Genomic DNA, 20,831 nt, shown 5'->3' with positions numbered 1-20,831 from the left:
GGCTATAGAGTCCGGATCGGGGTGCCTGCCAGGAACGCGGAGATGTCCTCCACCGCTTGCGGAAAGAACGTGCGGTAGTTCAGCTCGGTGACGTAGCCGAGGTGCGGGGTTGCCAGGACGTTGGGCAGGTTGCGGAACGGGGAATCCTCGGGCAGCGGCTCTTCGGCAAACACGTCCAGCCCGGCGCCGGCAATCATCTGCTGCCGTAACGCATGGAGCAGTGCGGGCTGGTCGACTATCCCGGCCCGGGAGGTGTTGATCAGGAAAGCGCCCGGCTTCATCAGCGCCAGCTCCCCGGCCCCGAGCAGCCCGCGCGTTCGGTCGCTCAGCACCAGATGGACGGACACGATGTCGGACGCCGCCAGCAGCGCTTCCTTGGAGGAAGCGAGCCGGGCTCCGGCGGCTTCGGCACGTTCGGCGGTGAGATTCTGGCTCCAGGCGAGGACGTCCATCCCGAACGCCGCGCCTACCCGTGCAACCTGTGAGCCGATTTTCCCCAACCCCAGCAGCCCGAGCGTGGCGCCGTCCAGATCGGTGCCGATGGTCTGCTGCCAGGGTCCGCGGTCCCGGAGCGCGGTTGCCTCCGGGACCAGGTGCCGGGAGAGTCCCAGGATCAGCGCCCAGGTCAGCTCTGCGGGCGGGGCCGAATTGCTGGCCGTCCCGCAGACGGTCACACCCTGCTCCCGGGCTGCCGGCAGATCGATCGAGGCGTTGCGCGCCCCGGTGGTCACCAGCAGTTTCAGGCGGGGCAGCCGGGCAAGCAGGGTCGCCGGAAAGGGGGTGCGCTCGCGCATGACGACGACGACGTCGAACCCGGCCAGGCGTGCGGCGACGGCGTCCTCGTCGGCCAGGTGGTCGGAGAAGACGGTCAGCTCCACCTGATCAGCCAGCTGTTCCCAGTCGGCGAACCGGGTGGCGGCTTGCTGATAATCGTCGATCACTGCGCATGTAACAGTCATGAACTCTTCCCTGCTGGCGGTTGGCCTGATGGGCACCAAGCTACCGTGCCCGGCTGCAACCACGGGCACTCCGCCGCTCCGGCGGCATATCCCCTTAGTTGACAGGAATCCGCTCCCGCTGAATATTGAAGCAATGAGCACCTCAGCGAAAACCCCGGCCTTTGCAGCGATTTTCCTCGCACTGATGGGTACGGGAATTTCCCTTTCGAGCGTCGCGGTTTCCCCGCTTCCGATCCGAATCGCCATGATCGCCCTCGCTTTGCTGCTGGTGGCCGCAGCGGGAGCATTCGTGGGGATTACGGTGTCCCGGCTCCGGCAGGCCGAGGGGGAGTGACACCGGAAAGACGCACGGCGCGGTCCTGCTTGTGACGCACGTCATGTCTCCGGTACGGTGACTAGACCACCGGCGGTTCGACTATCGAACGTTCTGTTCAAATAACGAACACGATCGGCGGGCACCTACGGCACAACGAAGTGAGGACCCCCGTGCAGTTCCACCATCACGGTTACGTATCCGGCGACCCCCGCATCGAGCCGGCGGCCGGCACCGGTATCGACAGGCCCGCCGACCTGCCCGACAAAGTGGACGTGCTGATCGTCGGCTCCGGCCCCGCCGGGATGCTCACCGCCGCACAGCTGTCACAGTTCCCGAGTATCACCACCCGCATTGTGGAGCGACGGGACAGCCGCCTCGCGATCGGCCAGGCGGACGGCATCCAGGCCCGCAGCGTGGAAACCTTCCAGGCCTTCGGATTCGCCGAGGAAATCACCGCCGAGGCCTACCGCATCTCCGAAATGTGCTTCTGGCGTCCGGACCCGGAGCACCCGGAGAACATCGTGCGCTCCGGCCGCGCCCTGGATGATCCGGCCGGGATCAGCGAATTCCCGCACCTGATCGTCAACCAGGCCCGCGTGCTGGATTACTTCGCCCGGTTCATGGCCAACTCGCCCACCCGTATGCGGCCCGACTACGGCTTCGAGTTCCGCGGCCTGGAGGTCGACGACGACGCCGAGTACCCCGTCGCCGTCACCCTCCTGTCCACCGCCGGTCCGGATGAGGGCACCGAACGCACGGTGCGGGCCAAGTACGTGGTGGGCTCCGACGGCGCCCGCAGCAAGGTCCGCGAATCCATCGGCGCCACCATGGCCGGAGACAAGGCGAACCACGCGTGGGGCGTCATGGACGTCCTGGCCAACACCGACTTCCCGGATATCCGCACCAAGTGCGCCATCCAGTCCTCCAACGGCGGCAGCATCCTGCTCATCCCGCGCGAGGGCGGGCACCTGTTCCGCATGTACGTGGACCTCGGCGTTGTGCCCGAAGACGACAACGGCGCCGTCCGAAAGACCTCCATTGACCAGATCATTGCCAAGGCCAACGGCATCATGGCCCCGTATACGCTCGACGTCCGCAACGTCGCCTGGCACAGCGTGTACGAAGTGGGTCACCGGCTCACCGACCGGTTCGACGACGTCCGCACCGAGGATCTCGGCACCCGCACCCCGCGCGTCTTCATCACCGGCGACGCCTGCCACACGCACAGCGCCAAGGCCGGCCAGGGCATGAACGTCTCCATGCAGGACGGCTTCAACCTGGGCTGGAAACTCGGCCACGTGCTGGACGGCCGCAGCCCGGAAAGCCTGCTTTCCACCTATTCCGCGGAACGCCAGGTGGTCGCGAAGAACCTCATCGACTTCGACAAAGAGTGGTCCACGCTCATGGCGAAGAGGCCCGAAGAGTTCGAGAACCCCTCGGACCTGGAGGACTTCTACGTGCGCACCGCCGAGTTCCCGGCCGGGTTCATGACCGAGTACACCCCCTCCGTGCTCATTGCCGAGCCTCGGCACCAGGAACTGGCCGCCGGCTTCCCCCTCGGCAAGCGCTTCAAGTCCGCACCCGTGCTGCGGGTCTGCGACACCAACCCGGTGCAGCTGGGCCACCAGGCGCGGGCGAACGGCAAATGGCGGATCTACGTCTTCGCCGACGCCGCAGCCGCCGGCACCCCGTCGGCCGTCACCGAGCTGGCCGAATGGCTGGACACCGCCCCGGACTCTCCGCTCGCGGCCACGCCGGAAGGCGCGGACCGGGATGCCTGGTTCGATGTGAAGGTCATCTACCAGCAGGACCACACGGGCATCGACCTCGGCGCCGTGCCGGCGCTGTTCAAGCCGCAGGTCGGACCGTTCCAGCTCGACAACCTGGCGAAGGTCTACGGCGCGGACCCGACCGCCGACATCTTCGAGCAGCGCGGGATTTCCCGGAACGGCGCCGTGGTGGTGGTCCGCCCGGACCAGTACGTGGCCAACGTGCTGCCGCTGACTGCCTCGGCCGAGCTCACCGAGTTCTTCGCACCCCTGCTGCCGGCCCGCCAGCCGCAGGCGTAACTCCTTTTCCACGTACGACGACGGCGGCGCCCCAGGTGCCGCCGTCGTCCCGCGTTAACCGCACCGTCCGAGGAAATCGTGTTCGAACGCTTCGAGGTGGTCCGGCCCGCCGGGGCGGCGCCGACGGCCCGTTAGCCGCGCCGGAAACCGCCCTCGGTGCTGATGGTCTGGCCGACCACCCAGCGGCCCTCGTCGGACACCAGCCAGGCGATCAGCCGTGCCGGGTCATCAGGGGCGCCGAAGCGGCCGCCCGGGAAAGCGGACCCCACGTCGTCGAGGACTTCCAGCGGGCGGTCGGCCGTCTCTGCATCAAGGTAGCCGGTGTTGACCGGCCCCGGATTGACCGTGTTGAGCAGGATTCCGCGGTCGGCGAGGTCTGCTGAAACCGATGGAGTGATGCCGGCGAGGGCGGCCTTCGACGCGGCGTAGGCAATTTCGCCGGGCATCGGGCCCAGCAGCTGTCCGCTGGTGAACCAGATGACCCGCCCGCCCGCACGACCGTCGTGCTGGTCGGCGAAGCGGGCGGTGGCCAGCAGCACCGAGCGGGCGTTGACGGCCCAGTGTGCGTCCAGCATGGCGGCATTCTGCGCCTGTAGGGGACCGTCGCCGCCGCTGCGGGCGTGGTTGCAGATCAGGATGTCCAGGTGCCCGAGGGCTGCCGCGGCGTCGTTGATCAGGGCGTCGGGGGCATCGGGCGCGGCGAAATCATGTTCGCCGTGGGCAAGCCGGGCACCGGGCTGCAGCCGCGTCCGCAGCAGGTCCATCACCTCGTCAATGTCCTCGGCGCCCCACGGCTGCCGGGCATCATGCGGTGCGAAGTGCTGCAGGTAGAGGCTGGCGCCCATGTCGGCCAGGCGGGCGGCGACGGCGAAGCCAATGCCCCGGCGGCGGCTCACGCCGGTGACGACGGCGGTGCGGCCGGTCAGGGGAGGTGTTGTCATCGGGCCATGCTAACGGTCGCCGGTGCCCGTGCCCCGCAGGCCGGTCCCGGGTGCGTGCGCTGCAGCCCGCGGATTAGCGGGGCGGCTGCAGCCCGCGCACTAGCGGGGCGGACCGGCAGCACCCGCGCTCGGGGCGGAGTCCGGCGGACGACGACGGCGGGGGCGGGAGCGCGCGTAAATCCTCGCCCCGTCACTCGACAGGGCGAGGATCAGCAGGACATCGAACGCGTAGCCGAACAGGTTGGTCCGCAGCGCGGCTTCGGGGCCGGCGGACACGGCTGCTATCTGGACGGCAATAGCGATGGAACTCAGCGACATTGCCGTAACCCGGGCGAAGTTGCTGCCTCGCAGAATGAGCACGGCCAGCACGGTTTCCACCCCGGCGAACACGGTGAGAGAAACGCTGGTGGGAGCGTAGGCACTGCCCAGCTCGGCAAGGCCGCGGCTCTGTGTGCCCAGCAGGTTAATCACCAGGGAAACATCGGTCACGTGCACCAGGAAGGGTGCCGCCACCGCCAGGGCAGCAAATCCGCGCAGCAATACAAGGACCGTACCGAAAATGACGGGTGCCGGCGGTCGTTCCCGGCGGACAGCTGCTGCCCCCGTCGGGACGGCCGGGCCGGTCTCCGGCAGATCGCGCAGGTTGGCTACCGGAAGGTCCCCGTCGGTGACAATCGAGTCCCCGCCGCCGTTGCGGGAGTGGTAGCCGGTGGAGAAGTTCTTGATCACTTCCACGGACACCTCCGGAGAGGAATCCCGAATCGAGTCGATCAGGTAGTCCCGTTCGGCGTCGATATTCTCGCCGACCCGGTGCGTGACCTGCAGAGTGAACAGGGATAAACCGACGGCACGGTCAAAGGATGCGGCACCCAGCCAGTCCGCGGCGATGCCGCCGGGGAGCATCCAGCCCTCGGGGCAGCGCCAGAAACGGACATGGTGGCGCTGCCGCGGGTTGCCGTGTATTTCCTGCTCGTAGGCAAAATCCTGCTGCCGGTCGAACAGGAGCAGGGGGCTGACCGGGGCATGGTCGTAGCTGCGGTGCAGCAGGGTGGAGGAGACAATCCGCCAGCTGCTGGCCAGGGTCACCGGGTCCGCGAGGTGCCAGCCGGCCTTTTCCAAGGCGCCCCGCAGCTGCGCCTCAGTGCCCAGAAAGGCCAGGTTGACTGCGTCGCCGAACAGCCCAGCATTGGTGCGGGTGCGGCCCATGAAGTAGTTGGGAATGAAAATCTGCGTCAGGACCCGGTCCAGGCGCGGCAGCACCAAGTACGCCAGCGCAGCCCAGAACACCACCAGGAACCAGATATGCCGCTGCTGCAGGCTCTCCTCCAGCAGCAGCACGGCGAACCAGGCTGCACCGATGCCGCTAAACGTGAAGAAAGCCCAGTCGACGGCGGTTGCCGCCGGCCCGCCGTCGGGCTCCGCGGAGGTGCCCCGCTGGGTCATCCGGACGTCATAGCCCCGGCATTTCGCCGTTTGCCCGAGCCTCGATCCAGTCCACGGCGGCATCCGGCAGGAAATAGGCGCCGCTGCCGTCGGAAGCCATGCCGCGGCTGCGGGAGATGTCCTCCACCACCCACGCCTCCACCGCGTCACCGTTGTTGGCGGTCAGCCACTCGCGGGACTCGGACGCGAGCATCGGCCACCACTCGGCAATGCCCAGGTCATCGCGCTCAAACTGTTCATCGGTCATGGCTAAAACTCTGGCACTTTCACCTCTGCTGGTCGACGGTCTGCACCAACCTGACGGTCCGGCCCTGTTATTCGCTGCCCGGTGCGGCGGCGAGCACATAGCGGCGCACCTGCCCGCCGTCGTCGTCCTGCTGGAGCACGCCGCCCGCCGCTTCAAGCGTCCGGACCGAGGCGCGGTTGTCCGCCGCGGAGACCGCCAGCACCTGCGACATCCCGAGCCTGCGTGCTTCGTTGAGCATGGCCTCCACGGCCCAGGCCGCCACTCCGCGGCGGCGGGCGGAGGGTCGGATTCCGTAACCCAGGTGCCCGGCACGCGGTACGGCCTCATGCTCCTCGTGCCGCAGGGCGATCCCGCCCAGCACCCGGCCGTCCTCGGTGATCCACAGGTAGGTGCACCGGGTATTGGCGGCGAGCCGGTGCAGCCAGGAATCGAATCCGGCCGGAGCTTCGACGTCGTCGCCGGGCAGGAGCCCGAAGCCGTCTTCGTGGAGGCCCGGACCCCACTCGAGGTGTGCCTGCCGCCAGGCATGATGCCAGGCGGCGTCGGGGCTGATCAGCTCGGGCATGGGGTCACTGTAGTGGCTCCCCGGGGAGGGTGCGCTGCATCGAAAGTGCACAAATTACCGATTTTCAGCCGAAAAACGGTAACTACTGCACTTTCGATTCCGGAAACGGTAACTACTGCACTTTCGTTGCAGCGAGAGGCGCTGTTACTCGTTGGGGGCTCTATCAGTCCATATGCCGAAGGACACCCCACATGAATCTTGGAACGTTGCGAACCAGCGGTCATCGCCGCCGAGATCAGTTCTGCTTCGTTCGACCTGGCCGCCGAGCTCTCGGACTCGTGAGAGGAAGCCTTCGAGGTCATCAGTTTCGAAATAGACCCGGGTTCCGGCCGTAGGCGCAGTTCCTTCGGTTGCGCGTTGAAGACCGCCAATTCCCGACTCGCCACTTCTGATGATCCAGTAGCTCGCGTCGAGCTCTGAATCCTCGAACGCGGGGGCGAACGTCCAACCTTGGAGATCGCAATGGAACGACATGAACTTCTCGGGGGCTTCGGTCTCAACTTCCCACCAGACGATGTTCATCATGGAGGCATGCTAGCGGACGGCCAGCGGTCTTGGTGCCAAGGTCTACTTCAGCCCGCGCTCCGCGTTTTCACCCGCCGCGAAGCCAGGTTGCCCCCGAAAACGGGACGTGCAACCGTGGAGGGGAGGCCGCGACACGGTCTCCCGGACGAGGGGTGCCGTACCCGGTGTGCGACAAGACGGCCCATGGGAGATTGTCATGTCATGGATTGTTCTGGTGCTGTCCGGCGTTCTGGAAGCGGTCTGGGCCACGGCTCTGGACAGGTCGCAGGGATTCAGCCGGTTCTGGCCGTCCGCCATCTTCGTCACCGCCCTCATTGCCAGCATGGCCGGGCTCGCCTACGCCATGCGGGAACTGCCGCTGGGAACCTCGTATGCCGTCTGGGTGGGCATCGGCGCCACCCTGACCGTGGTCTACGGCATGGCCACCGGCGCGGAATCCGTCTCCCTGCTGAAGATCCTGTTCCTGGCCATGATTGTCGGCGGCGTGGTCGGACTGAAAACCCTGCACTAGTTGACACCGCCGCGAACCCGGTGGCATGGTGGTCTGGCTCACAGCTGGAAACGTTTACAACACTCAAAGGGGAGCGTTGGTCCGGGTCACCATCACACAGGTCGCCGCGCATGCCGGCGTTTCCGTGGCGTCCGCTTCACGGGCGCTCAACGGACAGGCCGCGAGCGCCAAGACCGTTGCGAAGGTGCAGCACGCCGCTGAGGAACTGGGCTATGTGGCGGACGCGACGGCGCAGTCGCTGAAGCGGGGCCGCACGAACCAGCTCGCCTATGCCGTCGCCGACATCGGCAACCCGGTCTACATCGAGATGATGACCGCGATCGAACGCGTTGTCTCGGCGTCCGGCTACCGGCTGGTGATGTCGTCCACGGGCACGTCTTCCTCATCCGTCGACGTGGTGCGCGATCTCGGCCGCGGATATGTCGACGGTATGATCCTCTCGCCGCTCCGCGTCACGGATGAACTCCTCGCGGTACTCGCCAAGGCGCCGGTGCCGGTGGTCGTTCTCGGACGGTTGCCCGACGACGCCAGCCTCGACACCGTGCCCGCTGACTCCTTCACAGCCATGCGGCTTGTTGTGGAACACCTCGTTGCGGAGGGACGGGGCGACCTCGCCTTCGTGAACGGACCCAGCGACACCACCCCGGGTGCCTTCCGCCGCGACGGATTCGCTGCGGCGGTGGTGGCGCACCCGGCCATCTCGGCACGCAGCGTCGACGCCGACGACTTCACAATCACGGCCGGCTACGACGCCGCGCGCCGCGCCCTGCACGACGACCACCGCCCCGACGCCATCGTTGCGGCGAATGACCTGATCGGCATCGGCGCGATCCGGGCCGCCGAAGACCTTGGCCTGGCCGTCCCCGGAGACATCACCGTCACCGGCGTCGACAACACGGAACTGGCAGGCATCATCCGGCCGGGCCTCACGAGCGTCGACCTCGGCGCCGAAGAACGCGGCCGGGTTGCGGCGGAGCTGCTGCTCGCGCGCATCGCGGAACCGGAACGCCCGGCCCACACGGTCGCCGTCGCCCCCGCGCTGGTGGTCCGCGGGTCATCCCATGCGCGCCTCCCGAACGACGCCGGAACATCCGACGCCGAAGCACCCGACCTCAACAACGAGAGGCCAGCCCGATGAGCACCGCCACGAAAACCAGGCGCGAGGCGGCGGAGACGCCGCGCGCCGTGAAGCGGGTCGGTCACCGCGCCCGCGCGCAGCGGCGCGAAGCCATCGTCCTGGTGATTCCCGCCCTGCTTCCCATCATCATCTTCTCCGTCATTCCGCTGGTGAGCGGCGTGGCCTTGGGCTTCACCGATGCCACGCTGGGCCGGAACGCCGAGATCAACTTCATCGGCTTCGGGAACTTCATCGAGCTCTTCGGCGACAACCGTTTCTGGGGCTCGTTCGGCATCGGCGTCGTGTGGGCCGGGGCGGTCGCGCTCCTCACGCTCGTCTGTGCAATGGGACTGGCGCTGCTGCTCAACAGTGATCTCCGTCTGAAGGGCCTCACCCGGGTCCTGGCACTGATCCCCTGGGCGATGCCGCCGGTGGTCATCGCCATCGTGTGGCGGATGATCTACAACCCCAACTCGGGGCCCCTCAACGGTGCGCTCGAAGCGGTGGGCATTCCCGGGGTCAACTGGCTCGGGGACTTCTCCACCGCGCTGCCCGCTGTCATCGTGGTGGGCGTCTGGGCGGGCATCCCGCAGACCACCGTGCTGCTGCTGGCGGGCATGCAGTCCATTTCCACCGAGCAGCATGAGGCCGCGGCGGTCGACGGCGCCGGAGCGTTCCGCCGGTTCTGGCACATCACCCTCCCGGGCCTTCGCCCCATCATCCTTGCCGTGACCGCCCTGGACTTCATCTGGCAGTTCAATTCCTTCGGCCTGATCTATGTGCTGACCGAAGGCGGCCCCGGCGGGCGCACCATGATTCCGCCGCTGTTCACCTACCTCGAAGCCTTCCGCAACCGTGAAATCGGCTACGCGTCGGCGATGGGCGACGTGCTCGTGATCGCGATCCTGCTGATCCTGTCGCTGTACCTCGTCAACCAGTTCCGCCAGACCAAGGGAGCACGTTCATGACCACCAGACGCCCCTGGTACGCGACGGCGCTGATGTACGTCGCCCTCGCCGGGTTCCTCTTCTTCCTGGGGTTCCCGCTGCTGTGGCTGCTGTCCGCGTCCTTCAAATCCTCCGGAGAGCTGAACTCCCTGGCCGTCAACCTTCTGCCCGCGGAGTGGGATTTCAGCAACTACCGTTCCGCGCTGGAGCGGCAGAACCTCCTGCCCGCCGCCGGCAACTCGCTCCTGGTCTCAGTCGCGACGATGGTCATCACCGTGCTGCTGTCGATGCCGATGGCCTACGCCCTCGCCCGCCTCAAGGGGCGGCTGCGCGCCGCCGGAACGGTATGGATCCTGACCAGCCAGGTCTTTCCGTCGATCCTCATCATCATCCCGCTGTTCCTGGTGCTGCGCTCGATCCAGCTCAATGACACTTTGTTCGGCCTGATCCTGGTGTACGTCACCTTCACCCTGCCCTTCACCCTGTGGATGCTGCAGGGCTACGTTGCCGCGATACCGACCGAACTCGAGGAAGCCGGAGAGATGGACGGAGCGTCGCGCATGACGATCCTGCGGACGATCATCCTTCCGCTGCTCGCACCGGGACTCGTCGCGACGGCCATGTTCACCTTCGTCTCGGCATGGAACGAATTCTTCCTCGCCCTCGTCCTGCTGCAGAGCCCCGAGTTCTACACGCTTCCGATCGCGCTGCGCTCGTTCCTGGGCGCGGAGGGGCAGATGCAGCTCGGCCCGCTGGCGGCAGGAGCGATCCTGGCGACGATTCCGTCGCTCATCATCTTCACCCTCCTGCAGAGAAAACTCACCGGCGGAATGCTCGCCGGCGCAGTCAAAGGCTGACCCCGCACGAACCACTCCACGCATCACCACTGAGAAAGCGAGCATCATGAAGAGAATCCGAGGCATCGGCGCCGTCGCGTTTGCGGGCGCGGTCGCCCTTGCGCTGACCGGTTGCCAGCAGGGCAGCGCCAGCAATGGATCGGACAGCGAGGGCGACGGCGACGGCGCTGTCACCCTCCAGTTCCAGTCGCTGTCCGACCAACCCGCGACCCAGGAAGCCGTGAAGACGATCGTCGACACCTGGAATGCGGAAAACGAAGACGTCCAGGTCGAGATCGTCCAGGCCGGATGGGACGGGACGTTCGACAAGCTCATCACCCAGTTCGCCGGCGGAACCGCACCGGACATCATCCACTACGAGGCCAGCTCCATCGTCTCCTTCGCGTCCGACGGCTACCTCGCCGATCTGACGGACCATATCGACGCCGACCTGAAGTCGGACATTTCAGAGGGCGTCTGGGATTCCGTCACCCAGGACGGGGAAATCATCGCGTACCCGTCGACGCTGCAGTCCTACATGGTCTTCGCCAATGCCGACCTCCTTGAGGCCGCCGGGGTGGAGGTGCCCAGCGGGGAGACGATGACGTGGGAGGAGCTGCAGGAGATAGCCCGGGCAACAACCACGGGCGGCAACTACGGCCTCGGCTGGGGTCTCGCGTCGCCGACGGCGGCGATGATGAGCCTGTCGCTCGGCTTCGACGGCGGGTTCTTCGACGGCGAAGGCGCCGAGGCTTCGATCGAGGTCGGCGACGGTGAGCTTGCCGTGCCGGAACTCATTCACGAGATGGCCTACACGGACAAGTCGATTGAGCCCACGTCGCTGACGCAGTCCGGCTCGGACGTGCTGGCCTCGTTCTACGGCGGCAAGGTCGCCATGACCGTGCAGGGTTCCTTCCAGGCGGCGAACATCGCCGCCGATGCCCCCGAGGGCTTCAACTGGGTGGCGCTGCCGCCGCTGGAGGGCTCAGCCGGTGCCATTCAGGCGGCCAATCCGCAGACTTATTCGGTGAACATCGATTCCGAGTATGTGGAGGAGTCGGCCGAGTTCCTCAACTTCTTTATGAACGGTGAGAACCTCGCCTCGATCGCCTACGCCGACGCGCTGATCCCCTCGTCCGGCTCGGCCCGCACCGAGGTGGAGACCCTGGCCGCGGATGACCCGGCCTGGACCCAGGTGCTGGCCTCCGGAGAAGGACTCGAGGGACCGCCGTTCCTCAAGGTGGAGAAGTACACGGAGTGGAAGGACACCATCGCGACCCCCGCGTACCAGCAGTACCTGGCCGATCAAATCACCAGCGAGGAGCTGTCGGCCCAGCTCTCCGACGGCTGGACGGATATCGCCGGCTGATGATTCGGGGGCGGGCCGACGGTCCGCCCCCGAACCGTCGACGCTCTCAGAGGCAACCGAGGAGTGGGAATGAACCTGTTGCGGGACCGGGTGGCCGGAGTGCTGGCAGGCGCTGCCGTCGGGGATGCCCTGGGCGGTGCGACGGAGGGCTGGACCCCTGAGCAGATCGAGGAGCGCCACGGCGGCCGGGTCGAGGGAATCGTGGGCCCGTTCCTTTCCGATTGGAAAACCGCACGGCCCATCGCGCCGTACCACAAGGGCGACGGGCACATCACGGATGACACCCTCATGACCCACGCCCTCGTAGAGGTGTACGCCAAGCGGCGCCGCCACCTCGACGCCTACGACGTCGCCGGCGATCTGGTGCCGCTGATGATCGGCGAACGCCGCTGGGTTCCCGAACTCGAAGACTCCGCACTGATCCTGCAGCGCGTTTTCCTGGCGGAGAAATGGATCGTCGCGAAGCTGCACTACGGCCATGCGGACCCGCGCGAGGCCGGCGTGGGCAACATCGTCAACTGCGGCGCCACCATGTATATGGCGCCGGTCGGGCTCGTGCACATCGGCGACCCGCGCGGTGCCTACGCCGAGGCCATCGACCTCGCCGGCGCCCACCAGTCCTCCTACGGACGCGAGGCCGCAGGGGTGTTCGCGGCGGCGGTGGCAGCATCCGCCGCCCCCGGGGCCACCGTCGCCCACGTGCGCGAAGCCGTGCTGGAGCTGGCCCACGACGGCACCGCCGCAGCGATCCGCGCCGTCTTCGACGCCGTCGACGCCTTCCTTGCCGACGGCGGATCGGAGGACCCCCGCGACGTCGCCCGGATCGTGCGCGCCGCCGTCGCACCGTTCGACACCGTGGGGGACCACTACCGGGCCCCGGCAATGGACGCCCGCCTGCCCTCGCGCACCAAGTCCATTGAAGAGCTGCCCGTAGCGCTCGGCTTCGTGGCGGCCCGCGGCGGGAACCTGCGGGCGTCGGTGCTCGACGCCGTCAACTACGGCCGCGACGCGGACTCCATCGCGGCGATGGCCGGGGCCGTCTGCGGCGGACTGCACGGGATCGACGCCGTGCCCCCCGACTGGCTGGCGGACGTCACCACCGCCAGCCGCCTCGATCTCGACGCAGTGGTGGGCGTGATGACGGAGGTGGTGCGCGACGTGGCGAAGGCCGACGCGGACCGCGCCGAGCAGCGGGCCGCGGCACTGCACACGCTGCTGGGAAGGGAGGACGCGGCATGCGACTGACCTGGGCGCAGCCGGAGGACCTGGTCGCCGGCGAGCTGACCGCACTCCGCGAGCAGGGCGTTGCGGAGAGCGGCATCGCGCCGATCGAGCAGCGGTGGACGGACGCCGGCGGCCCGATCCGGCCCACGCCGTCCGGGGCAGGCGACATCCCGGCCCCGCCCGCGATGCGCGTCCTCGCCCGCACCCTGCTTGATGAGCTGCAGATTCTGCAGGTGCCGAGCGCGGAGGAACCGGACGAGTGGAACGACATCGCCGCCCTGCTGCCATCGCCCGTCCCGCCCGCACCACCGCCGCCCGCCCCGCCCCCGGCGGCATCCGTGTCCTTCGGACGGGTGCACGGGGCCTGGCTGGGCCGGTCGGCGGGCTGCCTGCTGGGAAAGCCCGTGGAGAAGATTCCCCGCGAAGGGATCGAACAGCTCGCCCGGGCCACCGGGAACTGGCCGATCCACACCTATTTCACCGCGGCAGGGCTGTCCCGGGACCTCGCGCAGCGCTGGCCGTGGAACCGCCGCTCCGCCCCGACGTCGCTGGCCGAGAACATCCACGGCATGCCCGAAGACGATGACCTGAACTTCGCCATCCTCGCGCTCGAGCTGATCGAGACCCACGGCGGGAACCTGACGACGGAGCACATCGCGGGCGCGTGGCTGGCGGAGCTGCCCGCAGGGAGGATCTTCACCGCCGAACGCGCGGCCTACCGGAACCTCCTCGACGCCCGGACCATCCCCGACACGGCACGGCACCACAATCCGTTCCGTGAATGGATCGGCGCGCTCATCCGCGCCGACGTGCACGGCTGGGCACATCCCGGAGATATCCGCGCCGCCGCCGCCTCGGCCTGGACCGATGCCCGGCTCAGCCATACCCGCAACGGCATCTACGGGGAGATGTGGGCCGCGGCGCTCTGCTCCGCCTCCCTCACCGAAACCACCGCCGACGCCGCCCTGGACGCGGCCGACACCGTCCTGCCGCCGGCATCGCGCCTCGCCGCCGCGGTGCACCTCGGCCGCGGGACCGGCCGGTCCCTGGCCGAAGGCTCACTGACCGCTGCTGCCGCACTCGACGTACTCCACACGGAGTTCGCCGGGATGCACTGGGTCCACACCCTCAACAACGCCGCACTCGCCGCCTGCGCCCTTCAGGCCTACGGCGGTGACTTCGACGCCGCCGTCGCCCTCGCCGTCGCGGGCGGATGGGACACCGACTCGGTCGGCGCGACCGTCGGGTCCGTCGTCGGCGGGCTCCTGGGCGCCGGGGCGATCGACGAGGCCTGGACCGCTCCGCTTCAGGACCGCATCGCCACCTCCCTCCCGGGCGGGGCGGAGCGGTCCATCCACGAACTGGCCGAACGGACCCTCCGGTTATCCCAGGGAACGTTATGACCGCCATCGAAAGGACGAACGCATGAGTGGTGGGTTCGACCCCCTGCGGCCCCGCGAATTCGACCTGCCCACCCGGGTGCCGCTCGAGACGGATCTGGCGGTCGGGGATGCGGCACTTACCCTCGACGACGCGAAGATTTTCGCGGCTCCGGCCGACTTCGGCGATCTGGCCCGGTGGCGCGCCCAGCTCACCGCCTGGCGGAACGGCGCGTGGGCCCGTCACCTCGGTCCCAGCCGGTACGACGACGGCGCGTCCGCCTGGGCGAGCCGGTGCTTCGCCGTGGCGCAGGTCTGGCTGTGGGACGAGCTGTTTTTCGACTTCGAAGCGCAGCGGTTCACGCCCGGGCGTTTCCTTGCCGACGCCCGCGGGCGCTTCGGCGGCCTTGACGGCATTGTGCTGTGGCACGCCTATCCGGTCATCGGCATCGACAACCGCAACCAGTGGGACTTTTACAACGTGCCGGGCCTTGCCGACGCTGCCGCCGAACTGCGCGCCGCCGGCGTCGCAGTGTTCCTGGCCTACATGCCGTGGGACACGGGAACGCGCCGCGGCGGCGACGACGCCACTGAGCTCGCGGCGGCCGTACGCCGGATCGGTGCCGACAGTGTTTTCCTCGACACGCTGAAGAAGGCCGACCGGACGCTCGTCGAGGTCCTGGATGCTGCACGGCCCGGCATCGGCCTGGAGGGCGAATCAAAGCTCACGACCGGTCGGATCGCCGACCACACACTGTCCTGGGCCCAGTGGTTCGCCGACTCCGACACCCCCGGCGTCCTCCGTGCACGGTGGTTCGAACGCCGCCACATGCAGCATCACATCCGCCGCTGGCACCGGAACCACGCCGAAGAACTCCGCTCGGCCTGGCTCAACGGCGTCGGCATTGTGGTGTGGGAGGTCGTCTTCGGTTCCTGGGTCGGCTGGAATGACCGCGATGCCGCGACGCTGCGCCGCATGCTTCCCGTCCAGCGCGGATTCCACCGCTGGCTGGTGGAGGGCGAGTGGACGCCGCTCACCGTCACCACCGCCCCGCTCGTCGGGTCGACCTTCGAGCTGGACGGCGCCACACTGCTGCTGCTGGCGAACACGTCCGGGTCGGACGCCGAGTACCGGTTGGCCGGCAGCGGCTGGGCAGCGCTGCACGTCGGGGACACCGCCGACACGGTTACCGTGCCTGCAAACGGTATAGCCGCTGCGGTGCGGGTTCGCCCCGGCGCCGAGGTCCCCGGGGAGATCGGCAGGGTTCAGGCCGCTCTCGCCGGCGAACCCGCCCAGCACGATGCGTCCTTCCGGCACCGCTCCGCTCGGCGGAGAAGTGCGCCGCCTCGGACCGGTCCGGCCGCACCGGCATTCCTTCGTGCGGATACGGTTCCGCCCATGGACACGGTGACGGTTCCGCCCGGCCAGTACACGCTGACCGTGCGGTTCCGGATGCGGGAAACCGGCATGTACGACGGCGCACCCTACGTCGATGAGTGGAAGCCGCTGTCCCCCCGGCTTCACGACCAGCGCACGCTGGACCGCTCCGTCGTGATTCCACACCCGGTCCGGGTCGCCGCGGCCGAAGTGACCGAGGCCGAATACGCCCGTTTCCTGGACGCCATCGGCGAGCACACGGAGGCCCGCGACCCCGGGCGTCCGGCCACTAAGGTGACGTTCGCCCGGGCCCGCGAGTACGCGGCCTGGGCCGGAGGACGCCTCCCCTCGGAGGACGAGTGGCAGCTCGCGGCAATCCGGCCGGGCTTCGTCCGCCGCACCCCGGAGGTGTGGAACTGGACCGAATCCGAGCACTCCGACGGCCGTACCCGCTTCGTCATGCTCAAAGGCGGCAGCGCCTACCGCTGCGAGGGGTCGAACTGGTACTTCGACGGCGGAGTGCAGCATCCGGAGTTCAGCGCGAAGCTGCTGCTGCCCGGACTCGGCCTGGACGCGTCCACGTCGATCGGTTTCCGCATCTGCACCGACCCGGCCACTGACGAAGGGGAAACCGGATGAATCCGCTCAACGGCCTGCGGGTGGTGGACGCCTCCACCCTGTTTGCCGGCCCGCTGGCAGCGATGCACCTGGGCGACATGGGTGCCGACGTCGTCAAGGTCGAGCATCCAAACCGGCCGGACCCGGCACGCGGCCACGGACCGAGCAAGGACGGGCAGAACCTCTGGTGGAAAACACTCGGCCGCAACAAGCGCACCGTGGCCATCGACCTGCACACGGAGGGCGGACGTGACGCGTTTCTGCGCCTGGCCCGGACCGCGGACGTGGTGATTGAGAACTTCCGGCCCGGCACGCTCGAACGCTGGGGGTTGGACTACGCAGCCCTGTCCGCGGACAACCCCGGGCTTGTCCTTGCCCGGGTCACCGGGTTCGGTCAGATGGGCCCGTATCGACACCGGCCGGGCTTCGGCACGCTGGCCGAGGCAATGAGCGGCTTCGCGTCCTCCACCGGCGAACCGGACGGACCGCCCACGCTTCCGCCGTTCGGGCTCGCCGACGGCGTCGCCTCCCTCGCGACCGCCTACGCGGTCATGGTCGCCCTGCACGCCCGGGACCGGGACGGCAGGGGCCAGGAGGTCGACGTCGCGATCATCGAGCCGATCCTTGCGATGCTGGGTCCGCAGATCACGCGCTGGGATTCGCTGGGCACCGTGCAGCCGCGCACGGGCAACCGCTCGGTCAACAACGCGCCGCGCAACGCCTACCGCACCGGCGACGGGTCCTGGGTGGCGGTGTCGACGAGTGCACAGTCCATTGCCGAGCGCGTCGTCGCCCTCGTCGGCCGGCCCGACCTCGCCGACGAACCGTGGTTCGCCACCGGCGCCGACCGCGCTGAGCACGCCGACCTCCTCGACGACGCCGTCGGCTCGTGGATCGCCCGGCATTCCCGCGACGAGGTCATCGCCGCGTTCGAGGCAGCGGACGCCGCCGTCGCGCCCATCTACGACCCCTCGGACATTGTTGCCGATCCGCAGTTCAACGCGCTCGGAACCATCCACCGCATCAAAGACGCGGACCTGGGTGACATCGCCATGCAGGGACCGCTGTTCCGGATGTCGCGGGATGAGGCGACGATCGCCTTCACCGGGCGGGCACCCGGGGCGGACACGGACGCCGTGCTGGCCGAGCTGGGGTACTCTGCCGGCGAAATCGCCGCGCTGCGCGGGAACGGAAGCATCGGATGACCCGGCCGATCATGGTTGCACTCTACGCACCCGCGGACCGTCCCGAACGGTTCGGGAAGGCGCTGCGCGCGGGCGCGGACGCGGTGATCGTCGACCTCGAAGACGCCGTGGCCGCCGCCCGCAAGGTGGAGGCCCGTGCGGCGCTGAAGGACTTCGCGGCGTTGTGGGAGGCCTCCGGCGCGGCCGCGCCCGCAGTCCAGGTGCGGGTGAACGCTCTCGGATCCTCCGCGCACGACGCCGACCTGGCTGCGGTAGCCGAGCTCCCTCCGTCCTTCGGGGTCCGGCTGCCGAAGACGCAGTCGGCCGACGACGTCGCCGCCCTCCGCGCCGCGCTGCCGGGACGTGAGGTCCACGCCCTGCTCGAATCGGCGCTGGCGGTCGAGCGGGCCTTCGCGATTGCCGGCGCAGGGGTGGCCTCGATCGCGACCGGAGAAGCGGACCTGCGCGCCGAACTCGGGGTTCCCGCCGGCCCGGCCGGAGAGGCGGGCCTGGCCTGGTCGCGCAGCCGCATCGTCAATGCCGCAGCTGCTGCAGGCCTGCCCGCCCCGCTGATGGCGGTGTACGCCGACGTCGTGGACGCCGCCGGACTGGAAGCCAGCTGCCGCACCGGCCGCGGCCTCGGTTTCGGCGGGCGCACCGCCGTGCATCCGCGCCAGCTCGGCGTCATCCGCCGCGTCTTCACCCCGGGTCCCTCGGAAGTGGCCCGGGCCCAGCACATCGTCGACCGCGTGCAAACCGCCGCAGCCGACGGCACCGGCGCCTTCGTGCTCGCGGACGGCACCTTCATCGACGTTGCGATGGTGCGCGCCGCCGAGCGGGTCATCGCCCTGGCCCGGAGGGAGCCGGGTTTGTAACGCGGTCCGTCATCGGGCTGAAGTCGCTCCACGCGGAGGCCTTCCCGGCCCGCTAGATTAGGGCCATGACTGCTCCGGGGGCCGTGCTCGAGATTTCGAATCTGCTGGTGGGGTACACCGGGGCGCCCGTGTGCGGCGCCATCACCGCGCATGCGGATGCGGGGGAGGTCCTCGGCGTCGTGGGCTTCAACGGCGCCGGCAAATCCACCGCCGCCCGCACCATCGCCGGGAAGCAGCTGATGCTGGACGGCGAGGTGCGCGTGCACGGGCTGCCCGCCAACGAGGACGCCATTCCGTTCCGCCGGCAGGTGGCCGCCCTCTTCGACGAGGACGCGTTCTTCCCCTCCCTGTCGCTGCGGGAACATCTGCAGCTGGTTGCCCGCGGCCACGGCGTCGCGGACCCGGATGCCGCCGTCGACGCGGAACTGGACTTTTTCGGCCTGCAGGAGCGCGCAGGCGCCGTTCCGGAGTCCGTCTCCTCCGGCCAGCGCCGCCGGCTGCTGCTCGCCTCGGCCCTGATCCGGCCCTCCTCCCTGCTGATCCTGGACGAACCCGAGCAGCGCCTGGACCCGGTGATGCGCGAACGGGTGGGGGAGCGGATCCGCCGGTACGCCGACGACGGCGGCACGGTCCTGCTCGTGACCCACGACCCCGCGCTGCTCCTGGCCACCGCCGGACGCTGCCTGCTGATCGATGACGAGGTGCGGGAGATCGAACCGGCACTGGCCGCCGCCGAGATCGCGGGCCGGTAACCCGTGGCCCGGACCGAAGCGTCTGCCGATCCATTACCCACGGAGTTCAATCCGGCCCGCTATACGCGCGTTGCCTCGCGGGACATCCGCCGCGGCAGTGTCCGTGTCCGGGATGTGCTGCTGGATGCCTATGCCACACTGCTGGGCGCCGGGACCATCCTCGCCCTGGCCGGGGGACTGGTGCTGGCGATGCGGAACGAGGTCGCGAAGGCCCTGGGGACCGGCACCGGCGGCCGCCGCACCGTTGTGACCGCGGAATGGACCGCCCTGCCCGACGGCGCCGCGGCGACCGTGCTGCTGTTCGCCGCGCTGGCCGCTGTGATGGCGGGGGCGCGGAAGCTCGGGCCGGTGGCCGTCGCGTCGGCCGAGGGGTACTGGTGGCTGAGCCTGCCTGTGGAGCGGCGTCCGTTTCTCGTCGGAGGGCTGGTCCGACGGGTGGGCCTGGTCTGGGCCGCGGGTGCGGTCCTGTATCTGCCGGTCGGCTTCATTACGGATCTGGCGGCAACGGTGGAAGGGCAGTTCCTCGGCGCTGCCGTCTTCGGGTTGGCCGCGGCCTGCGCGCTGCTGCTGGCGGCGCTGCGGCAGTCTGCCGGGAACGGTTTCCCGGCGGGAGCAGCGGGTGCGGCCGGCGGGCTGGTGCTGCTGGCCCTGCTGAGTTTCCTGCCCCGGAGAGCCGCGGCCGGGGAACTGGAGCCTGCCGCCGCGGCGTTGGCCGCCGTCGTCGGACTGGGAGTGCTGGTGTTTACGCGGATGGGTGAGATCCCGGGCCGGGAACTGATCCGCGGCGGCGGGGTGTCCGGGCATGCCGGTGCCGCGCTGTACCTGATGGACACCAATGAGCTGGGACGGGCGTTCGCCGGGACGCCCGGAAGGACGTCTTCCCGTGCCCGGCGCTGGTACGCGAAGGGCGCGCGCACTCCGTTCAGTGCGCTGCTGCGGGCCGATGCCACCGCGTTTCTGCGCACCCCGGGGATCTGGGGGCGTCCCGTGCTGCTGCTCCTGCTGTGCGTGGCCGTGCTGCTTACCGCCGGCCAGCAGCCGGCGCCGCTGCAGCTGGTCATCATCCTGCTCACCGTCTGCGCGGTGGTTCCGGCCCCGGGTGCCCTGGCCCGGCAGACCGCCATCACCCCGGGCCTGGACGCCCTGCTGCCGCTGTCCCCGGCACTGGTCCGGCTGAGCCGCACGGTCCTGCCCGCCGCCGTCCTGGCACTCTGGTCCGCTGTGTTCTGCGCCGTCCTGGTGCTGCTGGGCACGGGCACTCCGGCGTTGATCGGGCTTGGTGCGCTCGCCGGGATCGGGTTCGGCGCCGCGGCGGTGCGGGGTGCCTACCGGCCACTGCCCGACTGGACCGCTCCGCCGGTGGAAACCGTGTTCGGGCCGGTGCCCACCGCGCAGACCGGATCGCTGGCGCAGGGGCTGGACACCATTCTGCTGGCCGCGGTGCCGCTGCTGCTGGGCCTGTTCCTGGGCTACGTTCCTATGGTGCTGCTCCTGGCGCAGGCGGGCTTTTCCGCGGTCTGCGTCCTGCTGGTGATGTACTCGCGGCCGAAGTAGGACCGCCGCACACCCCTGCGTT

General features: G+C 69.1%; 20 protein-coding genes and 1 riboswitch. Of the genes, 14 read left to right on the top strand and 6 right to left on the bottom strand.

Going from position 1 to position 20,831, the window contains the following annotated elements:
* Nucleotides 1–2: 2 nt before the first annotated feature.
* Nucleotides 3–959: a D-2-hydroxyacid dehydrogenase family protein gene (locus tag NNX37_RS04540; protein ID WP_255791114.1), complete on the bottom strand. Its 957-nt coding sequence runs from the start codon at nucleotides 957–959 to the stop codon at nucleotides 3–5.
* A 133-nt stretch (nucleotides 960–1,092) separates the two neighbouring features.
* Here NNX37_RS04540 and NNX37_RS04535 point away from each other — a divergent pair, with 133 nt between their 5' ends.
* Both NNX37_RS04535 and NNX37_RS04530 read left to right on the top strand, forming a co-directional pair.
* Nucleotides 1,093–1,293: a hypothetical protein gene (locus NNX37_RS04535; protein ID WP_255791113.1), complete on the top strand. Its 201-nt coding sequence runs from the start codon at nucleotides 1,093–1,095 to the stop codon at nucleotides 1,291–1,293.
* A gap of 152 nt (nucleotides 1,294–1,445) precedes the next feature.
* A complete protein-coding gene (locus NNX37_RS04530; RefSeq protein WP_255791112.1) occupies nucleotides 1,446–3,344 on the top strand; it encodes an FAD-binding monooxygenase in 1,899 nt (632 codons plus the stop codon).
* A gap of 131 nt (nucleotides 3,345–3,475) precedes the next feature.
* Here NNX37_RS04530 and NNX37_RS04525 read toward each other — a convergent pair whose 3' ends face one another.
* The 5 genes from NNX37_RS04525 to NNX37_RS04505 all read right to left on the bottom strand — a co-directional run bounded on the left by NNX37_RS04525 (nucleotide 3,476) and on the right by NNX37_RS04505 (nucleotide 7,065).
* Nucleotides 3,476–4,285 (bottom strand): SDR family oxidoreductase, encoded by an 810-nt coding sequence (locus NNX37_RS04525; protein ID WP_255791111.1) that lies wholly within the window; start codon nucleotides 4,283–4,285, stop codon nucleotides 3,476–3,478.
* Nucleotides 4,286–4,384: 99 nt separating this feature from the next.
* Nucleotides 4,385–5,728: an LssY C-terminal domain-containing protein gene (locus tag NNX37_RS04520; protein WP_255791110.1), complete on the bottom strand. Its 1,344-nt coding sequence runs from the start codon at nucleotides 5,726–5,728 to the stop codon at nucleotides 4,385–4,387.
* Between the two features lie 7 nt (nucleotides 5,729–5,735).
* Complete coding sequence (locus NNX37_RS04515) at nucleotides 5,736–5,975, bottom strand: hypothetical protein (protein ID WP_255791109.1); 240 nt, start codon at nucleotides 5,973–5,975, stop codon at nucleotides 5,736–5,738.
* Between the two features lie 67 nt (nucleotides 5,976–6,042).
* Nucleotides 6,043–6,540, bottom strand: a complete 498-nt coding sequence (locus NNX37_RS04510; protein ID WP_255791108.1) for a GNAT family N-acetyltransferase — start codon at nucleotides 6,538–6,540, stop codon at nucleotides 6,043–6,045.
* Between the two features lie 144 nt (nucleotides 6,541–6,684).
* Nucleotides 6,685–7,065, bottom strand: coding sequence for a VOC family protein (locus NNX37_RS04505; RefSeq protein WP_255791107.1), 381 nt, complete (start codon nucleotides 7,063–7,065; stop codon nucleotides 6,685–6,687).
* A 119-nt stretch (nucleotides 7,066–7,184) separates the two neighbouring features.
* Nucleotides 7,185–7,251: riboswitch (guanidine-III (ykkC-III) riboswitch) on the top strand.
* 10 nt (nucleotides 7,252–7,261) lie between these two features.
* Between NNX37_RS04505 and NNX37_RS04500 the strand changes: the two genes are divergently transcribed.
* The 12 genes from NNX37_RS04500 (at nucleotide 7,262) to NNX37_RS04445 (ending at nucleotide 20,809) form a co-directional block, all read left to right on the top strand.
* Nucleotides 7,262–7,576 carry a DMT family transporter gene (locus NNX37_RS04500; RefSeq protein WP_255791106.1) on the top strand — a complete coding sequence of 105 codons (315 nt, stop codon included), beginning with the start codon at nucleotides 7,262–7,264 and terminating at the stop codon, nucleotides 7,574–7,576.
* A gap of 25 nt (nucleotides 7,577–7,601) precedes the next feature.
* Nucleotides 7,602–8,714 (top strand): LacI family DNA-binding transcriptional regulator, encoded by a 1,113-nt coding sequence (locus NNX37_RS04495; RefSeq protein ID WP_255791105.1) that lies wholly within the window; start codon nucleotides 7,602–7,604, stop codon nucleotides 8,712–8,714.
* Nucleotides 8,711–9,661, top strand: a complete 951-nt coding sequence (locus tag NNX37_RS04490; protein WP_255791104.1) for a carbohydrate ABC transporter permease — start codon at nucleotides 8,711–8,713, stop codon at nucleotides 9,659–9,661. The genes NNX37_RS04495 and NNX37_RS04490 overlap by 4 nt, the downstream gene beginning before the upstream one ends.
* Complete coding sequence (locus tag NNX37_RS04485) at nucleotides 9,658–10,497, top strand: carbohydrate ABC transporter permease (protein ID WP_255791103.1); 840 nt, start codon at nucleotides 9,658–9,660, stop codon at nucleotides 10,495–10,497. Before NNX37_RS04490 ends, NNX37_RS04485 begins: the two co-directional genes overlap by 4 nt.
* A 46-nt stretch (nucleotides 10,498–10,543) precedes the next feature.
* Nucleotides 10,544–11,845 (top strand): ABC transporter substrate-binding protein, encoded by a 1,302-nt coding sequence (locus NNX37_RS04480; protein ID WP_255791102.1) that lies wholly within the window; start codon nucleotides 10,544–10,546, stop codon nucleotides 11,843–11,845.
* A gap of 69 nt (nucleotides 11,846–11,914) precedes the next feature.
* Nucleotides 11,915–13,090: an ADP-ribosylglycohydrolase family protein gene (locus NNX37_RS04475; protein WP_255791101.1), complete on the top strand. Its 1,176-nt coding sequence runs from the start codon at nucleotides 11,915–11,917 to the stop codon at nucleotides 13,088–13,090.
* Nucleotides 13,081–14,472: an ADP-ribosylglycohydrolase family protein gene (locus NNX37_RS04470; RefSeq protein ID WP_255791100.1), complete on the top strand. Its 1,392-nt coding sequence runs from the start codon at nucleotides 13,081–13,083 to the stop codon at nucleotides 14,470–14,472. Before NNX37_RS04475 ends, NNX37_RS04470 begins: the two co-directional genes overlap by 10 nt.
* Before the next feature lie 22 nt (nucleotides 14,473–14,494).
* On the top strand, nucleotides 14,495–16,465 hold the full coding sequence (locus tag NNX37_RS04465) for an SUMF1/EgtB/PvdO family nonheme iron enzyme (RefSeq protein WP_255791099.1): 1,971 nt from the start codon (nucleotides 14,495–14,497) through the stop codon (nucleotides 16,463–16,465).
* Nucleotides 16,462–17,649 (top strand): CaiB/BaiF CoA transferase family protein, encoded by a 1,188-nt coding sequence (locus NNX37_RS04460; protein WP_255791097.1) that lies wholly within the window; start codon nucleotides 16,462–16,464, stop codon nucleotides 17,647–17,649. The genes NNX37_RS04465 and NNX37_RS04460 overlap by 4 nt, the downstream gene beginning before the upstream one ends.
* Entirely contained in the window at nucleotides 17,646–18,503 is an 858-nt protein-coding gene (locus NNX37_RS04455; protein WP_255791096.1) for an HpcH/HpaI aldolase/citrate lyase family protein, read from the top strand. Before NNX37_RS04460 ends, NNX37_RS04455 begins: the two co-directional genes overlap by 4 nt.
* Nucleotides 18,504–18,568: 65 nt before the next feature.
* Nucleotides 18,569–19,255, top strand: coding sequence for an ABC transporter ATP-binding protein (locus NNX37_RS04450; RefSeq protein WP_255791095.1), 687 nt, complete (start codon nucleotides 18,569–18,571; stop codon nucleotides 19,253–19,255).
* A gap of 3 nt (nucleotides 19,256–19,258) precedes the next feature.
* Nucleotides 19,259–20,809 (top strand): DUF6297 family protein, encoded by a 1,551-nt coding sequence (locus tag NNX37_RS04445; RefSeq protein WP_255791094.1) that lies wholly within the window; start codon nucleotides 19,259–19,261, stop codon nucleotides 20,807–20,809.
* Nucleotides 20,810–20,831 lie beyond the last annotated feature (22 nt).

It is taken from the genome of Arthrobacter zhaoxinii, from assembly GCF_024385505.1.
Lineage (GTDB): Bacteria > Actinomycetota > Actinomycetes > Actinomycetales > Micrococcaceae > Arthrobacter_B > Arthrobacter_B zhaoxinii.
This window is presented reverse-complemented; position numbering and strand designations above follow the sequence as displayed.

Coding starts and splice junctions, on each gene's coding strand:
- NNX37_RS04540 (WP_255791114.1), bottom strand. CDS start 959: ATGACTGTTACATGCGCAGTGATCGACGATTATCAGCAAGCCGCCACC.
- NNX37_RS04535 (WP_255791113.1), top strand. CDS start 1,093: ATGAGCACCTCAGCGAAAACCCCGGCCTTTGCAGCGATTTTCCTCGCA.
- NNX37_RS04525 (WP_255791111.1), bottom strand. CDS start 4,285: ATGACAACACCTCCCCTGACCGGCCGCACCGCCGTCGTCACCGGCGTG.
- NNX37_RS04520 (WP_255791110.1), bottom strand. CDS start 5,728: ATGACCCAGCGGGGCACCTCCGCGGAGCCCGACGGCGGGCCGGCGGCA.
- NNX37_RS04515 (WP_255791109.1), bottom strand. CDS start 5,975: ATGACCGATGAACAGTTTGAGCGCGATGACCTGGGCATTGCCGAGTGG.
- NNX37_RS04510 (WP_255791108.1), bottom strand. CDS start 6,540: ATGCCCGAGCTGATCAGCCCCGACGCCGCCTGGCATCATGCCTGGCGG.
- NNX37_RS04505 (WP_255791107.1), bottom strand. CDS start 7,065: ATGATGAACATCGTCTGGTGGGAAGTTGAGACCGAAGCCCCCGAGAAG.
- NNX37_RS04500 (WP_255791106.1), top strand. CDS start 7,262: ATGTCATGGATTGTTCTGGTGCTGTCCGGCGTTCTGGAAGCGGTCTGG.
- NNX37_RS04495 (WP_255791105.1), top strand. CDS start 7,602: ATGGTGGTCTGGCTCACAGCTGGAAACGTTTACAACACTCAAAGGGGA.
- NNX37_RS04490 (WP_255791104.1), top strand. CDS start 8,711: ATGAGCACCGCCACGAAAACCAGGCGCGAGGCGGCGGAGACGCCGCGC.
- NNX37_RS04485 (WP_255791103.1), top strand. CDS start 9,658: ATGACCACCAGACGCCCCTGGTACGCGACGGCGCTGATGTACGTCGCC.
- NNX37_RS04480 (WP_255791102.1), top strand. CDS start 10,544: ATGAAGAGAATCCGAGGCATCGGCGCCGTCGCGTTTGCGGGCGCGGTC.
- NNX37_RS04475 (WP_255791101.1), top strand. CDS start 11,915: ATGAACCTGTTGCGGGACCGGGTGGCCGGAGTGCTGGCAGGCGCTGCC.
- NNX37_RS04470 (WP_255791100.1), top strand. CDS start 13,081: ATGCGACTGACCTGGGCGCAGCCGGAGGACCTGGTCGCCGGCGAGCTG.
- NNX37_RS04465 (WP_255791099.1), top strand. CDS start 14,495: ATGAGTGGTGGGTTCGACCCCCTGCGGCCCCGCGAATTCGACCTGCCC.
- NNX37_RS04460 (WP_255791097.1), top strand. CDS start 16,462: ATGAATCCGCTCAACGGCCTGCGGGTGGTGGACGCCTCCACCCTGTTT.
- NNX37_RS04455 (WP_255791096.1), top strand. CDS start 17,646: ATGACCCGGCCGATCATGGTTGCACTCTACGCACCCGCGGACCGTCCC.
- NNX37_RS04450 (WP_255791095.1), top strand. CDS start 18,569: ATGACTGCTCCGGGGGCCGTGCTCGAGATTTCGAATCTGCTGGTGGGG.